Here is a 19,619-nt window from a genome sequence, read left to right on the forward strand (position 1 = left end):
CGTGCCCCGGGCCTCCCGTCTGTACGCTCGATCCCATGCCGTTCTCGGAGACCGCCGTCGCGCACCCGACCCCGTTCGTGGAGATCCCGCGTGACGAGTGGTCCCAGCTCGCCCCGAAGGAGCACCTGTCGCTCACCGAGACCGAGATCGTGCAGCTGCGCGGACTCGGCGACCGGCTGGACATGCAGGAGGTGCAGGAGGTCTACCTGCCCCTGTCCCGCCTGCTCACGCTCTACGCCGCCGGTGCGCGCAACCTGCACGCCGAGACGAGCCGGTTCCTCGGGGAGCGCGCCGGACGCACGCCCTTCGTCATCGGCGTCGCGGGCTCCGTCGCGGTCGGCAAGTCCACGGTCGCCCGTCTGCTGCGCGAGCTGACGAAGCGCTGGCCGGACACCCCTCGGGTCGAGCTCGTGACGACCGACGGCTTCCTGTACCCGAACGCCGAGCTGGAGCGACGCGGGATCATGGACCGGAAGGGCTTCCCGGAGTCGTACGACCGCCGCTCCCTGCTGCGCTTCGTGAGTCAGGTGAAGAGCGGGGCGACCGAGGTCCGCGCGCCGTACTACTCGCACCTGGTCTACGACATCGTGCCCGATGCCGAGATCGTCGTCCGGCAGCCCGACGTGCTCATCGTCGAGGGCCTCAACGTGCTGGCGCCCCCGGTGCACGGGCGGCTCGCGCTGTCCGACCTGTTCGACTTCACGATCTACGTGGACGCGAAGACGAAGGACATCGAGTCCTGGTACGTCGACCGGTTCCTCGCCCTGCAGGAAGAGGCGTTCTCGAGCCCCGACTCGTTCTTCCACCGGTTCGCCTCGCTCTCGCGTGAGGACGCGGTACGGACGGCGACCGAGGTCTGGCGGGCGATCAACGAGCCGAACCTGATCGAGAACGTGCTGCCCACGCGCTCCCGCGCCACCCTGGTGCTGAAGAAGGGCGCGAACCACAAGGTGAACTCGGTCCTGCTCCGCAAGATCTGAGCTGGGGGGGGAAACAGCAAAACACCGGTGTTCGCGAGCTGAACCGCGGTCTGCGCGTGTTCAACCGGCGAACACCGGTGTCTTGCGGAGGAAACCCCTACGCGGCGTCGAGCGCCAGGCGGTCCTGCACGACGGCGGCGAGCTCCTCGGCGATGCGCTGGGCATCGTCCTGCGAGGCAGCCTCGACCATGACGCGCACGACCGGCTCGGTGCCCGACGGACGGAGCAGCACACGGCCGCTGTCCCCGAGCGCCTCGCTGGCGGCGGCGATGGCGTCCTGCACGCCCTGGTCGGCGAGCCCGTGACGATCGACGCCCCGGACGTTGAGCAGCACCTGCGGGAACACGGTCATGCACGAGGCGAGCTCCTGCAGCGACTTCCCCGTCCGCGCCATCTCGGCCACCAGGTGCAGCCCGGTCAGGATGCCGTCGCCCGTGGTGGCGAACTCGTTGAAGATGATGTGGCCGGACTGCTCGCCACCGATGGAGTAGTCGCCCTCGGTCATCTTCTCGAGCACGTAGCGGTCGCCCACGCCGGCCTCGATCACGGTGATGCCCGCGTCGGCCATGGCGCGCTTCAGCCCGAGGTTCGACATGACCGTCGCGACGAGGGTGTCGTCCTTCAGGCGGCCGCGCTCCTGCAGGGACAGCGCGAGGATCGCCATGATCTGGTCACCGTCGATCGCGTTGCCCGCGGCGTCGACCGCCAGGCAACGGTCCGCGTCACCGTCGTGCGCGATGCCGACGTCGGCACCGTGCTCGAGCACCGCGCGGGCGAGGTTGTCGATGTGGGTCGAACCGACGCCGTCGTTGATGTTCCAGCCGTCGGGGTCGGCGCCGATGAGCGTCACGCGGGCCCCCGCGTTGACGAAGACCTCGGGCGAGACGCCGGCGGCGGCACCGTTGGCGCAGTCGAGCACCACGTGGATGCCGTCGAGCCGGTGCGGCAGCGTGCCGAGCAGGTGCACCACGTAGCGGTCCTCGGCGTCGGCGAACCGCGAGATGCGCCCGACGTCGATGCCGGTGGGGGTGGGTGCGGAGTGGTCGTGCATGGCCGCTTCGATGCGGTCCTCGACCTCGTCCGGCAGCTTGCGGCCACCCGTGGCGAAGAACTTGATCCCGTTGTCGGGAGCGGGGTTGTGCGATGCGGAGATCATCACGCCGAAGTCGGCGTCGATGTCCGCGACGAGGAACGCCGCGGCGGGGGTGGGGATGACCCCGGCGTCGAGCACGTCGACGCCGGCCGAGGCGAGCCCGGCCGCGACGGCGGCACCGAGGAACTCGCCGGAGACGCGCGGGTCACGCGCGAGGACCGCGCGCGGGCGCGGTCGACCCGACGCCCGGCGGGCGTCGGCATGGTGTCCGTGTGTGAGGACGGCCGCGCTCGCCTGGGCAAGACCCAGTGCGAGCGCGGCCGTCAGCTCGCCGTTGGCGAGACCACGAACCCCGTCGGTACCGAACAGACGCGGCATGGCGATCTTCAGCCGGTGACGACTAGCGCTTCGAGAACTGCGACGCCTTGCGGGCCTTCTTGAGACCGGCCTTCTTGCGCTCGATGACGCGGGCGTCACGGGTGAGGAAGCCGGCCTTCTTGAGGGTCGCGCGGTTGTTCTCGCGGTCGATCTCGTTCAGGGTGCGGGCGATGGCGAGGCGGAGCGCGCCGGCCTGACCCGAGGGGCCACCACCGGTGATGCGGGCGACGACGTCGTACGAGCCGAGGAGCTCGAGCACCTTGAAGGGGTCGTTGATGAGCTGCTGGTGCAGCTTGTTCGGGAAGTAGTCCTCGAGCGTGCGGCCGTTCACGACGAACGTGCCGGAGCCCGGGACGAGCCGGACGCGCGCGATGGCCTCCTTGCGGCGCCCGACGGCACCGCCGGAGACGTTGAGGATCTGACGGGGAGCAGCCTCGGCAGCGGCGGGTGCGCTCTCCGTGGTGAAGCTCTCCGGGGTCTGGTCGAGGGAATCAGCGATCTGAGCCATGAGTTTTCTGTGTCCTTGAAGTCGTCGTGGCCGGAACTACTGTGCGACCTGGTCGAAGATGTACGGCTTGGGCTGCTGCGCGGCGTGCGGGTGCTCCGCGCCGGCGTAGACCTTCAGCTTCTTGAGCTGCTCGCGGCCGAGGGTGTTCTTCGGCAGCATGCCGCGGATCGCCTTCTCGACGGCGCGGGTGGGGTGCTTCTCGAGCATCTCCGGGTAGGAGGTCGCCGTCAGGCCGCCCGGGTAGCCCGAGTGACGGTAGTAGACCTTCTTCGCGAGCTTCGAACCGGTCAGGGCGACCTTGTCGGCGTTCACGATGATGACGAAGTCACCCATGTCCATGTGCTGGGCGAAGGTGGCCTTGTGCTTGCCGCGCAGGAGCGCCGCGGCGTGGGTGGCGAGACGGCCGAGGACGACGTCGGTGGCGTCGATGACGATCCAGTCGTGCTGGACGTCTGCCGGCTTCGGTGAGAACGTGCGAGTCACAGGAGTGCTGCTTTCGTGTCGAGGTGAGGAGTCCGTGAATCCCACTCCGGTCGGGAGTTCCGCGAGCAGAAGCACGGGGAACACCTCGGTTGGAGGGCTCATCTGACTGTCCGCGCGCGGGGCGCACAGACCAAGGTGAGAGCCTAGCCGACGCGGGGTACGTCGGTCAAACGCGTCCCGCTACCGGCCTGGAGGCGCGGGGCGGCCCCGCACCGCGCCTCCCGTCCGTCGCACGGTCGCGCCCACCGCCCATCCTGCGCAGCAATGGTCGGGTCCCCACTGCGGACCCGACCATTCCTGCACACCATCCACCCCCGTGGGGCGCGGGGACTACTCCGCAGCCACCGTCCGACGTCGGCGACGCACGACCAGCACACCCGCACCCGCCGCGAGCAGCAGGAACGCCACCAACGCACCGGCACCGAGCCCTGCGGCACCCGTGAACGCGAGCTGCCCGTCCGTGGTGACCGTGATCGGGGTCCACCCGATCAGACTCCCGTCAGCAGCCGTCACCGCCAACCGGTGCACACCAGCCACCGTGTCAGATGGGATCGTCACCCGAACCGTCCCGTCAGCAGCCACCACCGCGGTCCCGATCAACGTCGGCTCCGAGAACAGCCACACGTTCACCGTGTCACCGGCCGACGCAGTGCCCACCGTCACCGTGATCGTCTCCCCCGCACGAGCCGACGCCGGAGCCGACACCCCACCACGGTTCGCCTCCGTCAACAGCGACCCCGACGGCGCCACCGGAGCAACCGGCGGGGTGATCCCGTCGACCGGCGGCACCGGGGTCGGGGTCGGGGTCGGCACCGGCGTCGGGGTCGGGGTCGGCACCGGCGTCGGGTCCGTGCCCGGGTCGGTGCCCGCGGCGTCGAGGTCGAAGCCGACCAGGATCGGGTCGTGGTCGCTCGCCCGGTACACGTCGTCGTCGTACAGGTTCGTGGCGTTGTAGTTGTAGCGGCTGTACTCCAGGCCCACCGACTCGACCGAGTTGATGTTCCAGATGTCCACGCCCGTGACCGTCTCGAGCGCGGCCTTCGACGCGAACACGTGGTCGAGCGAGCCGCTCAGGCCGGAGAACACGTACGAGTACTCGGTGCTGTCGAGCGCCGGGCCGAGGTCGGTGTAACCGGCCTCGTCGAGGACCACCACCGGGTCCTCCTTGCTGTAGGCGTTGAAGTCGCCGAGCATGAACACCTTGTCGGTGCCGTACTGCTCCTGCATGTCGGTGGAGAACGTCACCAGGGCCTTCGCCTGCTCGACGCGGTCGGCGTTCGACGCACCCTGCCCGTCGCCCTGGTCGGCGTTCTCGCCGGTGCCGGAGCCCTTGGACTTGAAGTGGTTCGCGATCACCAGGAAGTCGTCGTCCGCGGTGCCGCCGACCGGGCGGAACGCGTCCGCGACGGGCTGGCGGGCGTTCGTGAACGCGTCGTCGAGCAGGATCGTCGACTCGCCGACGGGCTCGACGCGGTCCTTCTTGTAGATCAGAGCGAGGCGGATGACGTCCTCGCTCGCGGGCACGACGGCCGGGGACTTCGCGTAGGCCCAGGTGTCCTGGCCGGTGGCGGCGTTGAGCGCGTCGACCAGGGTGGCCACGGCGGCGTCACGGTCCTGACCGAAGCGGACGGAGTTCTCGATCTCCTCGAGCGAGACGACGTCGGCGTCCAGGCCGTTGATCGCCTTGACGATCTTGACCTGCTGACGCAGGAAGTCCTCCTGCTCGGCGGCACCGCGGGCGTCGCAGCCCGAGTTGACCGTGACGGGGTCTCCGGCGCGGTCCGTGTAGTACTTGCAGCCGGTGAGCTCGTCGCCCGTGGTCGGGAAGTAGTTGAGGACGTTGAAGCCGGCGAGCTTCAGGTCACCACCGACGTCCTGCGGCGCCGGCTGGCGCACCTTCGAGAACGACGCCGGCAGTTCGGCGGCCGGGGTCGCACCCGTGATCGGCGCGGTCGGCTGGAACTTCCACCCGTTGTTGCGGTAGTCCAGGACGACCGGCTCGGTGAAGGTGGCGGCGGCCCCGACGGTGACCGGGCCCTGGGTGAGCCACGACACCGGGATGCCCTGGTTCGCCTGGGTCAGGAAGTTGGTGCTCGCACCGTCGTCGAGCGTGACCTTGCGCGCGGCGTTGTCGGCCTCGACGGCCTTCGCCGCGGCGCTGCCCGGGCGGCCGACCTCGGTCGGCTGGATCAGACGCTTCGTGCCGCTGGCGAGCACGACCTCGCCGTACTGGTTCGTCGTGTAGTTGTCGGCGACGGTGTACGCCCCCTGGGGAGCGACGAGCATGCTCTCGAGCGACTCGCGCTGGGCGTCGGACGACGGGAACGCGACCGCGGCCGGCTGCGGTGCCGCGACGTTGTCGTCCAGCTGCTGCAGCGACGAGGCCCCGGACACCGTGAGCTCGGTCAGGCCGAAGTACTCGGACACGGCGCCGGTGACCCGCACGTGGTCGCCCTCGTGCACCAGCCCGGCGGTGGCGGACGAGAAGACGAACACGGCGTCGGACGCGGTGTGGGCGCCTTGGTCGATCGCGCCGCCGGTGCCCGGGGTCTGGATCGTGTAGCCGTTGAAGCCGCCGGTGCCGTAGACCGCGGTGACGACGCCGTCGGTCGTGACGTTCTTGCCGGCGTACGGCGAGGTGTCCGTGGTGCCCTGCAGCTGGGCGATGGTCACCGTCTCGGCGGGGGTGCCGGGCGTGGGGGTCCCGCCGTCACCCGGGTCGGTCGGTTCCGTGGGCGCGGTCGGTGCCGTGGTCTCGCCCGCGGCGTTCCGCGGGGTGAGCGTCGTCGTCACCGTGAAGTCCACCCCGTTGACGTCGGTGTCCGTGGTGCCCTGGCGGACCAGGCCGTTCGGCACGGAGTTGTCCCCGGTCACGGTGCGCACGGCCGACTCGTACGTGTTCGAGGCGCCGTAGCCGAGCAGGTCGACCACGCCGTCGGTGCCGGTGGCGACGGGTCCGGCGGCGAGCGCCAGGGGTGCGGTGGCGTCGGACAGCACGAGCGTGCCGGTGGTGCCCGACGGGTTGAGCGTCGCGGTGTCGTCGGCTGCGGGCAGGTCCTCGCCAGCCGGGCTGGCCCCGCCGTTGCCCGCCATCGACACCAGGAAGGTGCCCTTCGCCGGCACGGTGCCCTGGAGCGCACTGGCCGAGAACGTGCCGGCGCCCGTCGCGGACCGGTACTGCAACGACCACCCGTCGAGCGACACGGCGGCGTCGGTCGGGTTGCCGATCTCGACGAACTTCTCGTTGTAGAACGCGCCCTTGCTCCCCGCCTTCAGGTAGGCCTCCTCGATGACGAGGCCGGTCCCCTCGGGGTTCGCGGTCGCTGCGGTGACGGTGACGAGTGGGGCCGCGAGGAGCGTCGCGGCCGCCGTGGCGCACAGCAGAGTGCGCCCGAGGGTGTTGGCCATGCCCGCACGCTACCGACCTGCGGGGACATTCAGGTTGCGTCGAGGTAAATGATTGCGTTCGGCAACATCAGCCGATCGCGCGGCATCAGCCGATCGGCATCCAGGTCCCGCCCACACGTCGGACGGCCGGTCCGTGTCCCGGCAGCACGAGGGCCGGGAACGGCAGCGCCCGTGCCGACTCGAGCGCGCGGTCCTGGTCGGCGGTGAAGAACGGTGTGATCATCCGCGGGCGCGGGGCCCACGACCCCGGCTGGGTGTCGTGTCGGCTGACGACCGCGTCGCCCGTGACGATCGCATCCGCCGCGGGCAGCAGGTACGCGGTCGAGCCGTCGGTGTGGCCGACGGCCGGGAACGGCGAGATCGCCCGACCTGCGAAGTCCGCACCGGTGAACGCGCGAGCGGACGGCACGGTGGTGGGTCGCAGGGCGTCGGATCGGATGGCCCGCGCCAGCCAGGCGAGCACGCGGGGGCTGGCGAGCCGGCCGCCGATCTCCGCCGGCGTGACCTGCTGCCGTTCCGGTCCGCGCACGTTGGCGAGCTCGTCGGCGTGGGCGAGCACCTCGACGTCGGGGTACCGCTCGAGGATCCCGGGGATGCCGCCGACGTGGTCGACGTGTCCGTGCGTCACGTAGACGCGACGCAGGTCTGCGGGGTCGTGTCCGGCGGCGCGCACGGTGTCGAGCACGAGTTCGGTGTCGGCCGGGTACCCGGCGTCGATCAGCGCGACGCCGTCCTCCTCCGCCAGCACCACCCAGTTGGACACCGGGCCCTCGACGAAGACGACTCCGGGGGCGACGGACACGACGGAACGGGGTTCGCGCGGGCTCATCCCTCGACGGTACCGTCCACCGACCGTCGGGCCCGGGTCTGCTCCGCCCGCTCCGCGAGCTCAGCGTCCGCCGGGTACCCCACCTCGGTCAGCGTCAGTCCCTTCGCCGGCGCCGTCTTGAAGGCGCTCGTGCGCTCCTCGGCGACGCGCAGTTCCTCGAGGCGGTCCGGGCCGAAACGGCCCTCGCCCACGGCGATGGTCGCGCCGACCATCGCCCGCACCATCGAGTGGCAGAAGGCGTCGGCCTGGAGGCGCGCCACCAGCACACCGTCCGGCTCGCGGTCCCAGCGGAACTGCTGCAACGTCCGGATGGTCGTCGCCCCCTCGCGCGGCTTGCAGAACGTCGCGAAGTCGTGCAGCCCGAGCAACGTCAGCGCACCGCGCTCCATCGCTGCCGGATCGAGCCGCGCCGCGTGCCAGACCGTGTGCCCACGACGACGTGGATCGCGCGGGGCGTCGGCGTCCGCGATCCGGTACTCGTACCGGCGCCAGAGCGGGGAGAACCGCGCGTCGAACCCGGCGGGCGCCACCGAGGCACCGGTGACGACGACGTCCCCCTCGGGTGCCGCGATGCCGTTGACCCGCTTGAGCAGCCCGTCGAGCGGTGAGCGGCCCGTCCCGCGCTTGGCGGTGAGCGCTGCCCACTGCTCCGCCGACAGGTCCAGGTGTGCGACCTGCCCCGTGGCGTGCACCCCGGCGTCGGTGCGTCCGGCGACGGTGAGCAGCGGCGGTTCGCCCCAGCGGGTGAAGACGGTGGCGAGTGCGGTCTCGAGCGCGCCCTGCACGGTCCGGAGCCCGGGCTGCCGGGCCCACCCGGAGAACGCCGCCCCGTCGTAGGCGATGTCCAACCGCAGCCGCACGTCGCCCGTGCTGTCGGGGTCCTGGAAGCCGACCGTCTCGTCCACGTGACCACCGTAGCGGGGGTGATCCGTGCCTCCCGGCCCGCGCTGGATCTGCCGGACGGCGACCGCCCGCGCCCGCTCAGCCCCGCGGACGACCGAACGCCGACGGACCCGTCCGGGTGTCGAGGTCGTCGGTGGCGCGTCGCTCGGACTCGACGATCCCGCGCAGGGCGACGAGCGCGGCCGAGGTGACCGCGACGTGGGAGGGGTTCTCACGCGAGGCGTCGAGCGCTGCCTCGAGTCGAGCGATGGCTTCTTCGGCCTGGTCCTCCGGGGAGTCCCCGCGGATCGTGCTGGCGATCTTCCGCAGGGCCTCGGCGATGGGGGTGGCGAACGCCGGGTCCGGACGCCCGACGCCCTCGGACACCGGGCCGGAGCGTGCCACGAGTTCGGTGAGGTCGGTCGTGTACCAGGCGACCCGCTCCAGGGCCCGGAAGCGTCCGCCGTCCTTCTGGAGCCGCGCTCGCGACCCGCGCAGTGCACCACGGGGGTTGAGCCGTCGGCTCTCGTGCGCGATCGCCACCCGCGACCGCACGTCCGCGATCGCGCGGTCCAGGCGGTCCTGCTGGTGGTCCCACACTTTCTCGTCGCGCTTGCCCTCCTCGAGCACGGCCGCCAGCCCGTCGAGGTGGTCCGCCAGCACACCGTTCACCGCGTCGATGCGGTGTTCGGCGTCCCAGAAGTGCAGCGGCGGGAACACCAGGAAGTTGACCAACAGTCCGATGACGACCCCCACGGCCATCTGCACGAGGTAGCCGAGCGAGTAACCCTCGGCGTTCGCGCCGCCGACGAGCAGCACGAAGAGCGCCGCGGTGGACACCCACGAGCTGCCCTCCCCCAGCACGCGGAACCCGCCGACCAGCACCCCGACACCGACCGCGAGCGCGATCGCGAGGAAGCCGGGGTCGCCGACCCACATCGTGAACGCGGCGATGAGGATGCCCAGGGCGATCCCGACCAGGGTCTGCACGCCACTCCGGATGCCCGCGAACACCGTGGTCTGCATCGCGACGACGGCGCCGAGCGGTGCGTAGTACGGGTACTCGGCCGCGACGCCCGGGATGTGCCGCGCCACGAACCACGCGATCACGGCGGCGGCGGCGGCCTTGCCGGCGTGCAGCAGGCGCGGCTGCGTGCCCGAGGTCCGGCTCCACCGCCAGACCCTCGTCCCCAGACCCGCAACGTGCTGGAACGCCATGACTTCCTTCCCTCGCACCCGGCCGGGGACGTTACGCCGAGCCGTCCGTGCCCGTGACCAGCCTCGGACGCGAGGAAGCCCCCGCGACCTGGGTCGCGGGGGCTTCCTCGTGGTGGTGCAGCGCCCCGGAGGGCACCGGACTACTTGGTGTCGGCGTCGTCCGACTTCTCGGCGGCGTCGGCCTCGACCTCGGCGGCAGCCTCGGTCTCGGACTCGGTCTCGACCGGAGCGGACTCCTCGGTGGTCTCGGTCTCCTCGACCGGGGCCTCCTCGGTGGTCTCGTCAGCGGCGGGCTCGTCGACCGGAGCGGCAGCAGCGGCCGGAGCCGAGTTGCGCTTGACCGGAGCGGGCGTGCTCGAGACGGGCTCGAGGACGAGCTCGATCGACGCCAGCGGGGCGTTGTCGCCCTTGCGGAAGCCGAGCTTCGTGATGCGGGTGTAACCGCCCTGGCGGTCCTCGACCTGGGGGGCGATCTCGGTGAACAGCGTGTGCACGACGGACTTGTCGCGCAGGATGCTGATCACACGACGACGCGCGTGCAGGTCGCCGCGCTTCGCGAACGTGATGAGACGCTCGGCGACCGGACGGAGGCGCTTGGCCTTCGTCTCGGTGGTCGTGATGCGACCGTGCGTGAAGAGGGCGTTGGCGAGGTTGCTCAGGAGCAGGCGCTCGTGGGCGGGACCGCCACCGAGGCGGGGGCCCTTGGTGGGCTTCGGCATGTCAGTTCTCCAGTGGTGAAAGTGGTGCGCGCGGTGTCAGCGCGCTTGCGCGTGAGCGCGAGGTCAGTTGTTGGACTCGTCCTCGTCGTACCCGCTGTAGAAGTGGGCGCCGTCGAATCCGGGGACGGTGTCCTTGAGGGACAGGCCGAGCTCGGTGAGCTTGTCCTTGACCTCGTCCACCGACTTCTGACCGAAGTTGCGGATGTTCATGAGCTGCGTCTCCGACAGGGCGACGAGCTCGGACACCGTGTTGATGCCCTCCCGCTTCAGGCAGTTGTAGCTGCGGACCGACAGGTCGAGGTCCTCGATCGGGGTCTGCAGTTCGTTCGAGAGCACGGCGTCGACCGGCGCGGGGCCGATCTCGATGCCCTCGGCCGCCGTGTTGAGCTCGCGAGCGAGCCCGAACAGCTCGACCAGCGTGCGACCGGCCGACGCGATGGCGTCGCGCGGCGTGATGGCCGGCTTCGCCTCGACGTCGACGACCAGGCGGTCGAAGTCCGTGCGCTCACCGGCACGCGTCGCCTCGACGCGGTAGGTGACCTTGAGGACCGGCGAGTAGATCGAGTCGATCGGGATCTGACCGGCTTCGCTGAACTCGGAACGGTTCTGCGTCGCCGAGACGTAGCCACGGCCACGCTCGATCGTGAGCTCGAGCTCGAAGCGCGCGGTGTCGTTCAGGGTCGCGATGACGAGTTCCGGGTTGTGGATCTCGACGCCGGCCGGAGCGGAGATGTCCGCTGCGGTGACCTGACCGGCACCCTGCTTGCGCAGGTACGCCGTGATGGGCTCGTCGTGCTCGCTGGAGACGACCAGGCTCTTGATGTTGAGGATGATCTCGGTGACGTCTTCCTTGACACCGGGAACGGTGCTGAACTCGTGGAGGACGCCGTCGATGCGGATGCTGGTGACAGCCGCGCCGGGGATCGAGGAGAGGAGCGTGCGGCGCAGCGAGTTGCCGAGGGTGTAACCGAAGCCCGGCTCGAGCGGCTCGATGACGAAGCGCGAGCGGTGCTCGGAGATCGGCTCCTCGGTCAGGGTGGGGCGCTGTGCAATGAGCACTGTGGGATTCCTTTCGGCGAAGTGTCCGCTATATGACACTTGGCGGTACGACGGGGCCGCATGGGCCCCGACGGGTCTGTTGAGTTGTGATCACGCGCACACACGTGCGCGATCGAACGACCAGGAATGGCCGCGGGCCCTGCCCGCCCTCGCCGGAACGGATCCGGTCAGGGGACGAGCAGGGCGCGGCCGGTTGCTCCTCGCGTCAGACGCGACGGCGCTTGGGCGGGCGGCACCCGTTGTGCGCCTGCGGCGTGACGTCGTTGATCGAGCCGACCTCGAGGCCAGCGGCCTGGAGGGAGCGGATCGCGGTCTCGCGACCCGAACCCGGGCCCTTCACGAAGACGTCGACCTTCTTGACGCCGTGCTCCTGCGCCTGACGCGCAGCGGACTCGGCGGCGAGCTGCGCCGCGAACGGCGTCGACTTGCGCGAACCCTTGAAGCCCACGGCACCCGAGGACGCCCAGCTGAGGACGGCACCCGACGGGTCGGTGATGCTGACGATCGTGTTGTTGAACGTGCTCTTGATGTGGGCCTGGCCCACAGCGACGTTCTTCTTCTCCTTGCGGCGCGGCTTGCGCGCGGCAGTCTTGGGGGTAGCCATCGGGGTCTCCTATCGAGCCTTCTTCTTGCCTGCCACGGTGCGCTTCGGGCCCTTGCGGGTACGAGCGTTGGTCTTGGTGCGCTGACCGCGCACCGGGAGACCACGACGGTGGCGGAGACCCTCGTAGCTGCCGATCTCGACCTTGCGGCGGATGTCGGCGGCGACCTCACGGCGGAGGTCACCCTCGACCTTGAAGTTGCCCTCGATGAAGTCACGGAGGGCGACGAGCTGGTCGTCGGTCAGGTCCTTGACGCGGATGTCACCGGAGATACCGGTCTCCGTCAGTGCCTGGACGGCGCGGGTACGGCCGACGCCGTAGATGTACGTGAGTGCGATCTCCACGCGCTTCTCGCGCGGGATGTCGACGCCTGCTAGACGTGCCATGTGATGGCTGCTCCTGTTGTCGATGGAGGTGTGGCGCAGTACCGGTGCTCGGGCCTCCGCCCCGAGGTGTCCCCCGGCCGTCGTGCGACCGGGTTCTGGTACTGCGTTGTCGATCTTCAGTTGTGGGTCGTGCTCGAGCAGCCTGGTGTCCGAGGGACACCGGTGCCGGTCACGCGCCCGGGACTAGCCCTGGCGCTGCTTGTGACGCGGGTTGCTCTTGCAGATCACCATGACGCGGCCCTTGCGGCGAATCACACGGCAGTGTTCGCAGATGGGCTTGACGCTGGGGTTGACCTTCATGGTTCTTTCCTCGTGCTCGCTGGCTTCGTGCTCGGCAGGATTGCCGTGCCGTTCCTTTCCAGCTCGCGGATCACTTGTAGCGGTAGACGATCCGGCCGCGGGTCAGGTCGTACGGGCTCAGCTCCACGATCACGCGGTCCTCGGGGAGGATGCGGATGTAGTGCTGGCGCATCTTCCCGGAGATGTGCGCGAGGACCTTGTGTCCGTTCGTCAGCTCAACGCGGAACATCGCGTTGGGCAGAGCTTCGAGCACCGAGCCTTCGATCTCGATGACGCCGTCTTTCTTGGCCATAGCCTCACTGTCGCTTGGTTGTGGAACAGGTGTGATCCCCGAACCGGTCTGCGGGTCGGTCGCCACACCCGAGAGGGCATGACACACCAAAGATCGATCTTATGTGGTAAACCCGCAATTGCCAAGTGGGGATGCGGAACACCCCACGTCTGGGGCTTCCGGAACCGTGGCTGAGCGTTCCACAGTGGTTTGACGGCGCGCTCAGGGCGCGCACCAGCGCGCGAACCGTAGTTTGGCTCCGCAGCCACGTCCGCCGCACCAGCAGTTCGCGCCGGACCACCGAACGGAGAACACGTGCCCGACGCCACCCGACGCCCCTTCGCCAGCCACGGCAAGCAGGCCCGTCGTCGGGGTTGGGGCACGCTCGTCACCGTCGTCGCGGCCACCGTCGCCGTCCTGCTCGTCAGCGGCACCAGCGTCGCCGCGATCGCCGGGGCGCAGCTCGCCACCGCCCCGCAGACCGTCGCACTGAGCACCGACGACCAGAACACCGCCAAGACCGCGGACATCTCGGCGATCAAGGGCGGGGCGAACATCCTGCTCATCGGCAGCGACACCAGGGTCGGCCAGTTCGACTCCGACGAGGACGTCGAGGGCGCCCGCAACGACGTCACGATGCTCATCCACATCTCGGCGGACCACCAACAGCTCACCGCGGTCAGCTTCCCCCGTGACCTGATGGTCCCGATCCCGGCCTGCACCAACCCCGCGACCGGCACGACCTACCCCGCGTCCACCTCGGCGATGTTCAACACCGCGCTCGGCAACGGCGGTGTCTCCTGCGTCGTGGACACGGTCGAGAACCTGACCGGCCTGAGCATCCCCTACGCAGGGCTCATCACCTTCGACGGCGTGATCGAGATGTCGAACGCCCTCGGCGGCGTGGACGTGTGCGTCGCCGAGCCGATCGACGACACGTTCACCGGCCTGCACCTCACGACGGGCTCGCACTCCCTCGAGGGCTCGGACGCCCTCGCCTTCCTGCGCACCCGCCACGGGGTCGGCGACGGCAGCGACCTCGCCCGCATCAGCTCGCAGCAGGTGTTCCTGTCGGCGCTCCTCCGCAAGGTCACCTCGGACGGCACGCTCTCGAACCCGATCACGCTCTACAAGCTGGCCGGTGCCGCCCTGTCCAACATGACGCTGTCCGACGGCCTGGCCCAGACCGGCACCCTGGTCAAGCTCGCCGCGGCGCTGCGGGGGATGAGCACGGCCAACATGCTCTTCGTGCAGTACCCGGTGGCCGACGACCCCGACGACAGCGCCCGGGTGATCGTCGACCAGGAGACGGCCCACACCCTGAACGTGGCGCTGCAGAACGACGTCCGGTCCTCGCTGAGCGACTCGAGCACCGGTCGCGCGTCCGAGGAGTCGCCGTCGGGCGGCGGGACCTCGACCGGCACCGGGTCGTCCGGCACCACGGGTTCGTCCGGGACCCCGTCGACCGCCGGCACGCCGTCAGCGACGCCGAGCGCGACCGCCACTCGGACGCCGACCGCGTCGGCGACGCCGCTGCCCTCGTCGATCACCGGGCAGAGCGCCTCCGAGGAGACCTGCTCCGTCGGCAACTGACCCGTCGCCACGGGGTCCGTCCGGCACTGGTCGGGTGGGTCCGCGCGAGGTGGGCGACGCGTCGGACGTCAGCCGGGCCTCCCGGCCGTCGCGTCGCGCAGATGCGCGCGTCGCGCAGGTACGCCGAGCGTGGGCACCGGATCCGGACCGGAGGCCCGTCCTACGGGATCGGGACGGGCGTCACACCCAGCGGGGCCAGCCCCCGAGCGCCGCCGTCGGCGGCCGTGAGCACCCAGACCCCAGCCGCGTGCACCGCGACGCTGTGCTCCCAGTGGGCGGCGTCGGAGCCGTCGAGCGTGCGGACGGTCCAGTCGTCGTCGTCCGTCGAGCTGTCGATCGTGCCGGCCGTGACCATGGGCTCGATGGCGACCACCAGCCCCGGCTTGACGGCAGGGCCGGCACCACGGACGCGGTAGTTGAAGACCGGCGGGTCCTCGTGCATCGACCGGCCGATGCCGTGACCGGTGTAGTCCTCGACGATGCCCCACGCGCCGGTCTCGTCGATCGCGTCTTCCACGGCGGAGCCGACCTCGTGCAGGTTCTTCGCGTGGGCGAGCGCGGCGATGCCGTGCCAGAGCGACCGCTCGGTCGTGTCGCAGAGCGTCTGCCGCGCTGCGGTGACCGTGGCGTCGCCACCGGGCACGACCGTCGTGAACGCGCTGTCGCCGTTCCAGCCGTCGACCTCGGCGCCGGCGTCCACCGACACGATGTCGCCGGGCGCGAGCACGCGCTCACCGGGGATCCCGTGCACGATCTCGTCGTTCACGGACACGCACAGCGTGTGGCGGTAGCCGGGCACGAGCTGGAAGTTCGGGATGCCGCCGCCGTCACGGATGGTGCGCTCGGCGATCGCGTCGAGTTCGCCGGTCGTGATGCCCGGGCGGATCGCTGCACGGACGGCGTCGAGCGCCTCGGCGGTCAGCAGGCCCGGCCGGACCATCGCCCGGAGCTCGTCCGGGGTCTTGTAGATCGAGGGCTTCTTGAACCGCACCACGCTGGTCAGACGGTCGCGGAGAGCCCGCGGCCCGCCAGTGCCGTCTGGATGCGGTCGCCGACCTCGTCGATCGCGCCGAGGCCGTCGACGTCGACCACCAGGCCACGCTCGCCGTACGCCGCCACGATGGGCGCCGTCTGCTCGGCGTACACCTGCTGACGGCGACGGATCGTCTCCTCGTTGTCGTCGCTGCGACCCTGGTCCTCGGCACGCTTGAGCAGGCGGCCGACGAGCTCGTCCTGGTCGGCGACGAGCTGCACGACGGCGTCGATCGCGGTGCCGTGCTCGGCGAGCAGCGCGTCGAGGTACTCGACCTGACCGACCGTGCGCGGGTACCCGTCCAGCAGGAACCCGTGCTCGGCGTCGGGCTCCTGCAGCCGGGACTTCACGAGCTCGTTCGTCAGGGAGTCCGGCACGTAGTCGCCGGCGTCCATGATCGCCTTCGCCTGCACGCCGAGTGGGGTGCCCTCTGCCACGTTCTTGCGGAAGATGTCCCCGGTCGAGATCGCGGGGATCCCGAGGGAGTCAGCGATGCGGCCGGCCTGGGTGCCCTTCCCGGCTCCGGGAGGTCCGACGATGATGAGACGTGCGCTCAACGGAGAAGCCCTTCGTAGTGACGCTGCTGCAGCTGCGAGTCGATCTGCTTCACGGTCTCGAGACCGACACCCACGATGATGAGGATGCTCGCGCCACCGAACGGGAAGTTCTGGTTCGCGCCGAACAGCGCCAGTGCTGCCAGCGGGATGAGCGCGATGAGACCGAGGTAGAGCGAGCCGGGCAGCGTCACCCGGGTGAGGACGTAGTCGAGGTACTCGGCGGTCGGACGACCGGCACGGATGCCGGGGATGAACCCGCCGTACTTCTTCATGTTGTCGGCGACCTCTTCGGGGTTGAAGGTGATCGCCACGTAGAAGTACGTGAACCCGACGATGAGCAGGAAGTACAGGACCATGTAGAACCAGTTGTCACCCGAGGTCAGGTTGTTCTGGATCCAGGTCACCCACGCGGCCGGCTCGGAGCCGTCCGAGGGCTGGTTGAACTGCGCGATCAGGGCCGGCAGGTACAGCAGCGACGAGGCGAAGATGACGGGCACGACGCCGGCCATGTTGACCTTGATGGGGATGTAGGTGTTGTTGCCGCCGTACGTCCGCCGCCCGACCATGCGCTTGGCGTACTGCACGGGGATCCGCCGCTGTGACTGCTCGACGAACACGACGGCCATCATGATCACGAGTCCGACCAGGATCACGAACAGGAAGAGCTCGAACGACTGCGACTGCTCGATCGCCCAGAGCGCCGACGGGAACTGCGCCGCGATCGACGTGAAGATCAGGAGGGACATGCCGTTGCCGATGCCGCGCTCGGTGACGAGCTCGCCCATCCACATGATGAGGCCGGTGCCGGCAGTCAGCGTGACGACCATCAGCATGATGGCGTACCAGCTGTCGTTCGAGATGATCGAGGTGCAGGACGCGGAGGCGTTGGTGCCGAACAGGGCGCCGGAGCGGGCGACCGTGATCAGCGTCGTGGACTGCAGGACACCGAGTGCGATCGTGAGGTAGCGCGTGTACTGCGTCAGCTTCGCCTGGCCCGACTGGCCCTCCTTGTAGAGGGTGTCGAAGTGCGGGATGACCACACGCAGGAGCTGCACGATGATCGACGACGTGATGTACGGCATGATGCCGAGCGCGAAGACCGAGAGCTTCAGCAGCGCGCCGCCGGAGAAGAGGTTGATGAGGTCGTAGAGACCGCCGGAGGACGACGCGCTGGCGAGACAGCTCTGCACGGCGGCGTAGTCGACGAACGGTGCCGGGATGTACGACCCGAGACGGAACAGCGCGATGATCGCGAGGGTGAAGCCGATCTTCTTGCGAAGATCAGGGGTGCGCATGATGCGCGCGACCGCTCTGAACACGATGACTCCGAACTTGTGGGACCGGGGCCGTCGATCGCGGCCGGACCGGTTTCGGTCGGCAGGGCCGACCTGGCCGACGGATGCCGGCCACTGTCAAGGAAACCGTAACGGCGGCCCGTGCGCAAACGCACGGGCCGCCGACGGGGGTTACTGGGAGACGGTGCCGCCAGCAGCCACGATCTTCTCGGCGGCGGACGCCGAGACCTTGTCGACCGTGACCGTGATCTTCACGGTGATGTCACCCTGACCGAGAACCTTGACCTTCTCGTTCTTGCGGACGGCGCCCTTGGCGACCAGGCCCGCAACGGTGACGTCGCCACCATCGGGGTAGAGCTCCGAGATCTTGTCCAGGTTCACGACCTGGTACTCGACCCGGAACGGGTTCTTGAACCCGCGGAGCTTCGGGGTGCGCATGTGCAGCGGCATCTGCCCACCCTCGAAGCCGACCCGGACCTGGTAACGGGCCTTCGTGCCCTTGGTACCACGCCCAGCGGTCTTGCCCTTCGAGCCCTCACCGCGACCCACGCGGGTGCGGTCCTTCTTGGCGCCCTCTGCGGGACGGAGGTGGTGCAGCTTCAGCACCTGCACGCGCTCGTTCTTCTCGTCGCTCATGCGTCGACCTCCTCGACCTTCACGAGGTGCGCCACCGTCGCGATGTACCCGCGGTTCTGGGAGTTGTCCTCACGCTCGACCGAACGGCCGATGCGCTTGAGGCCCAGGCTGCGCAGGGTGTCGCGCTGGTACTGCTTCTCGCTGATAACGGACTTGATCTGCGTGATCTTCAGCATCGCCATCACGCACCTGCCTTCTCGGTCGCGGCACGCAGGGCTGCGGCCTCGGCCTGGAGCAGACGGGCCGGGACGACCCGCTCGACGTCGAGGCCACGACGGCTCGCGACGGCGCGGGGCTCCTCGAGCTGCTTCAGAGCCTCGACGGTCGCGTGCACGATGTTGATGGTGTTCGACGAGCCGAGCGACTTGCTCAGGACGTCGTGGATGCCGGCGCACTCGAGCACGGCGCGGACCGGACCACCGGCGATGACACCGGTACCGGGGCCGGCCGGACGCAGGAGGACGACGCCAGCGGCGGCTTCACCCTGCACCGGGTGCGGGATCGTGTTGCCGACGCGGGGGACGCGGAAGAAGTTCTTCTTCGCCTCTTCGACACCCTTGGAGATCGCCGTGGGGACCTCCTTGGCCTTGCCGTAGCCGACGCCCACGAGGCCGTTGCCGTCACCGACGACGACGAGCGCCGTGAAGCTGAAGCGACGACCACCCTTGACGACCTTCGAGACGCGGTTGATGGTCACCACGCGCTCGAGGAACTGGCTGTCGCCACCGCGGTTGTTGCGGTCGCGGCCCTGCTGACGGTCACGACCGCCACCACGACGGCCACGGTTGTCAGCGGAGTCGCGGTTGTTGGACGCGGAGCCCGCGGCGGTCTCGACCGGACGCTCGGCGACGGCAGGTGCCTCCGCCTCCTTGCCGGTCTTGGCGCCCTCGGTGGTCGCCTCGGTGGCCGTGGCCTCCGTGCTCGCCTCGGTGGTCTCCGTGGTCTCGACTGCCTCGGTCTCCGTGGCCTCGACGGCCTCGGTCTTGGCGTCTTCGTTGGTGTTCGCGTTGTCGCTCACAGGTTCAGCCCTCCTTCACGGGCACCATCGGCGATCGCGGCGACGCGACCGGCGTACTTGCTGCCACCGCGGTCGAAGACCACGGCCTCGACGCCAGCCGACTTCGCGCGCTCGGCGAGGAGCTCACCGACGCGACGGGCCTTGGCGGTCTTGTCGCCGTCGAACGAGCGGAGGTCTGCCTCCATCGTCGAGGCGCTGGCGAGGGTGTGACCCTTCGAGTCGTCGATGACCTGCACGAACACGTGACGCGACGAGCGGGTGACGGCGAGACGGGGACGAGCCTCGGTGCCGGTGATCTTCTTGCGGAGACGGTTGTGACGACGCGCCTTGGCGGCCGCCTTGCTCTTGCCTCGTGTCTTGAGGAGTCCCAT

General features: G+C 69.8%; 22 protein-coding genes. 2 read left to right on the forward strand and 20 right to left on the reverse strand.

The window, feature by feature from the left end; all coding sequences use genetic code 11:
• Nucleotides 1–35: 35 nt before the first annotated feature.
• A complete protein-coding gene (gene coaA / locus BIU89_RS07145) occupies nt 36–980 on the forward strand; it encodes a type I pantothenate kinase (protein ID WP_027466714.1) in 945 nt (314 codons plus the stop codon).
• A 97-nt stretch (nt 981–1,077) separates the two neighbouring features.
• Here coaA and glmM read toward each other — a convergent pair whose 3' ends face one another.
• From glmM to infA, 13 genes are all read right to left on the reverse strand, one after another.
• Nucleotides 1,078–2,451 carry a phosphoglucosamine mutase gene (gene glmM, locus BIU89_RS07150; RefSeq protein WP_071245465.1) on the reverse strand — a complete coding sequence of 458 codons (1,374 nt, stop codon included), beginning with the start codon at nt 2,449–2,451 and terminating at the stop codon, nt 1,078–1,080.
• Nucleotides 2,452–2,473: 22 nt separating this feature from the next.
• Nucleotides 2,474–2,959, reverse strand: coding sequence for a 30S ribosomal protein S9 (gene rpsI / locus BIU89_RS07155; RefSeq protein ID WP_027466716.1), 486 nt, complete (start codon nt 2,957–2,959; stop codon nt 2,474–2,476).
• A 36-nt stretch (nt 2,960–2,995) separates the two neighbouring features.
• The gene (gene rplM / locus BIU89_RS07160) at nt 2,996–3,442 is read right to left on the reverse strand and encodes a 50S ribosomal protein L13 (RefSeq protein ID WP_027466717.1); all 447 of its coding nucleotides are present in this window, start codon (nt 3,440–3,442) and stop codon (nt 2,996–2,998) included.
• 330 nt (nt 3,443–3,772) lie between these two features.
• Complete coding sequence (locus BIU89_RS07165; RefSeq protein WP_071245466.1) at nt 3,773–6,850, reverse strand: ExeM/NucH family extracellular endonuclease; 3,078 nt, start codon at nt 6,848–6,850, stop codon at nt 3,773–3,775.
• An 85-nt stretch (nt 6,851–6,935) separates the two neighbouring features.
• Nucleotides 6,936–7,679, reverse strand: coding sequence for an MBL fold metallo-hydrolase (locus BIU89_RS07170; protein ID WP_071245467.1), 744 nt, complete (start codon nt 7,677–7,679; stop codon nt 6,936–6,938).
• On the reverse strand, nt 7,676–8,584 hold the full coding sequence (gene truA / locus BIU89_RS07175) for a tRNA pseudouridine(38-40) synthase TruA (protein WP_081827412.1): 909 nt from the start codon (nt 8,582–8,584) through the stop codon (nt 7,676–7,678). Before truA ends, BIU89_RS07170 begins: the two co-directional genes overlap by 4 nt.
• 76 nt (nt 8,585–8,660) lie before the next feature.
• Nucleotides 8,661–9,779 carry an FUSC family protein gene (locus tag BIU89_RS07180; protein WP_071245470.1) on the reverse strand — a complete coding sequence of 373 codons (1,119 nt, stop codon included), beginning with the start codon at nt 9,777–9,779 and terminating at the stop codon, nt 8,661–8,663.
• Between the two features lie 140 nt (nt 9,780–9,919).
• On the reverse strand, nt 9,920–10,498 hold the full coding sequence (gene rplQ, locus BIU89_RS07185; RefSeq protein WP_071245471.1) for a 50S ribosomal protein L17: 579 nt from the start codon (nt 10,496–10,498) through the stop codon (nt 9,920–9,922).
• Nucleotides 10,499–10,561: 63 nt separating this feature from the next.
• Nucleotides 10,562–11,557: a DNA-directed RNA polymerase subunit alpha gene (locus BIU89_RS07190; protein ID WP_017885506.1), complete on the reverse strand. Its 996-nt coding sequence runs from the start codon at nt 11,555–11,557 to the stop codon at nt 10,562–10,564.
• Nucleotides 11,558–11,762: 205 nt separating this feature from the next.
• Entirely contained in the window at nt 11,763–12,161 is a 399-nt protein-coding gene (gene rpsK, locus BIU89_RS07195) for a 30S ribosomal protein S11 (RefSeq protein ID WP_017885507.1), read from the reverse strand.
• Nucleotides 12,162–12,170: 9 nt separating this feature from the next.
• Nucleotides 12,171–12,545, reverse strand: coding sequence for a 30S ribosomal protein S13 (gene rpsM / locus BIU89_RS07200; RefSeq protein WP_017885508.1), 375 nt, complete (start codon nt 12,543–12,545; stop codon nt 12,171–12,173).
• A gap of 183 nt (nt 12,546–12,728) precedes the next feature.
• On the reverse strand, nt 12,729–12,845 hold the full coding sequence (gene rpmJ, locus BIU89_RS17710; RefSeq protein ID WP_022903266.1) for a 50S ribosomal protein L36: 117 nt from the start codon (nt 12,843–12,845) through the stop codon (nt 12,729–12,731).
• A 70-nt stretch (nt 12,846–12,915) separates the two neighbouring features.
• Nucleotides 12,916–13,137 carry a translation initiation factor IF-1 gene (gene infA / locus BIU89_RS07205; RefSeq protein ID WP_017885509.1) on the reverse strand — a complete coding sequence of 74 codons (222 nt, stop codon included), beginning with the start codon at nt 13,135–13,137 and terminating at the stop codon, nt 12,916–12,918.
• A 294-nt stretch (nt 13,138–13,431) separates the two neighbouring features.
• Between infA and BIU89_RS07210 the strand changes: the two genes are divergently transcribed.
• A complete protein-coding gene (locus tag BIU89_RS07210; RefSeq protein ID WP_083404231.1) occupies nt 13,432–14,709 on the forward strand; it encodes an LCP family protein in 1,278 nt (425 codons plus the stop codon).
• Between the two features lie 160 nt (nt 14,710–14,869).
• Here BIU89_RS07210 and map read toward each other — a convergent pair whose 3' ends face one another.
• The 7 genes from map to rplR all read right to left on the reverse strand — a co-directional run bounded on the left by map (nt 14,870) and on the right by rplR (nt 19,619).
• Nucleotides 14,870–15,649: a type I methionyl aminopeptidase gene (gene map / locus BIU89_RS07215; RefSeq protein WP_071245678.1), complete on the reverse strand. Its 780-nt coding sequence runs from the start codon at nt 15,647–15,649 to the stop codon at nt 14,870–14,872.
• Between the two features lie 59 nt (nt 15,650–15,708).
• On the reverse strand, nt 15,709–16,299 hold the full coding sequence (locus BIU89_RS07220; RefSeq protein ID WP_071245472.1) for an adenylate kinase: 591 nt from the start codon (nt 16,297–16,299) through the stop codon (nt 15,709–15,711).
• Nucleotides 16,296–17,618, reverse strand: coding sequence for a preprotein translocase subunit SecY (secY, locus tag BIU89_RS07225; protein ID WP_027466722.1), 1,323 nt, complete (start codon nt 17,616–17,618; stop codon nt 16,296–16,298). Before secY ends, BIU89_RS07220 begins: the two co-directional genes overlap by 4 nt.
• 147 nt (nt 17,619–17,765) lie before the next feature.
• Complete coding sequence (gene rplO / locus BIU89_RS07230) at nt 17,766–18,230, reverse strand: 50S ribosomal protein L15 (protein WP_027466723.1); 465 nt, start codon at nt 18,228–18,230, stop codon at nt 17,766–17,768.
• Nucleotides 18,227–18,412, reverse strand: a complete 186-nt coding sequence (gene rpmD / locus BIU89_RS07235; RefSeq protein ID WP_017885515.1) for a 50S ribosomal protein L30 — start codon at nt 18,410–18,412, stop codon at nt 18,227–18,229. Before rpmD ends, rplO begins: the two co-directional genes overlap by 4 nt.
• Nucleotides 18,412–19,248, reverse strand: a complete 837-nt coding sequence (rpsE, locus tag BIU89_RS07240; RefSeq protein ID WP_071245475.1) for a 30S ribosomal protein S5 — start codon at nt 19,246–19,248, stop codon at nt 18,412–18,414. The genes rpmD and rpsE overlap by 1 nt, the downstream gene beginning before the upstream one ends.
• The gene (rplR, locus tag BIU89_RS07245; protein ID WP_027466725.1) at nt 19,245–19,619 is read right to left on the reverse strand and encodes a 50S ribosomal protein L18; all 375 of its coding nucleotides are present in this window, start codon (nt 19,617–19,619) and stop codon (nt 19,245–19,247) included. The genes rpsE and rplR overlap by 4 nt, the downstream gene beginning before the upstream one ends.

This window comes from Curtobacterium sp. MCBA15_005, assembly GCF_001864855.1.
Taxonomy (GTDB): Bacteria; Actinomycetota; Actinomycetes; order Actinomycetales; family Microbacteriaceae; genus Curtobacterium; species Curtobacterium flaccumfaciens.

Coding starts and splice junctions, on each gene's coding strand:
- coaA (WP_027466714.1), top strand. CDS start 36: ATGCCGTTCTCGGAGACCGCCGTCGCGCACCCGACCCCGTTCGTGGAG.
- glmM (WP_071245465.1), bottom strand. CDS start 2,451: ATGCCGCGTCTGTTCGGTACCGACGGGGTTCGTGGTCTCGCCAACGGC.
- rpmJ (WP_022903266.1), bottom strand. CDS start 12,845: ATGAAGGTCAACCCCAGCGTCAAGCCCATCTGCGAACACTGCCGTGTG.
- rpmD (WP_017885515.1), bottom strand. CDS start 18,412: ATGGCGATGCTGAAGATCACGCAGATCAAGTCCGTTATCAGCGAGAAG.
- rplQ (WP_071245471.1), bottom strand. CDS start 10,498: ATGCCGAAGCCCACCAAGGGCCCCCGCCTCGGTGGCGGTCCCGCCCAC.
- map (WP_071245678.1), bottom strand. CDS start 15,649: ATGGTCCGGCCGGGCCTGCTGACCGCCGAGGCGCTCGACGCCGTCCGT.
- rpsK (WP_017885507.1), bottom strand. CDS start 12,161: ATGGCTACCCCCAAGACTGCCGCGCGCAAGCCGCGCCGCAAGGAGAAG.
- BIU89_RS07170 (WP_071245467.1), bottom strand. CDS start 7,679: ATGAGCCCGCGCGAACCCCGTTCCGTCGTGTCCGTCGCCCCCGGAGTC.
- rplO (WP_027466723.1), bottom strand. CDS start 18,230: ATGAGCGACGAGAAGAACGAGCGCGTGCAGGTGCTGAAGCTGCACCAC.
- rpsM (WP_017885508.1), bottom strand. CDS start 12,545: ATGGCACGTCTAGCAGGCGTCGACATCCCGCGCGAGAAGCGCGTGGAG.
- infA (WP_017885509.1), bottom strand. CDS start 13,137: ATGGCCAAGAAAGACGGCGTCATCGAGATCGAAGGCTCGGTGCTCGAA.
- rplR (WP_027466725.1), bottom strand. CDS start 19,619: ATGGGACTCCTCAAGACACGAGGCAAGAGCAAGGCGGCCGCCAAGGCG.
- BIU89_RS07165 (WP_071245466.1), bottom strand. CDS start 6,850: ATGGCCAACACCCTCGGGCGCACTCTGCTGTGCGCCACGGCGGCCGCG.
- BIU89_RS07180 (WP_071245470.1), bottom strand. CDS start 9,779: ATGGCGTTCCAGCACGTTGCGGGTCTGGGGACGAGGGTCTGGCGGTGG.
- rpsI (WP_027466716.1), bottom strand. CDS start 2,959: ATGGCTCAGATCGCTGATTCCCTCGACCAGACCCCGGAGAGCTTCACC.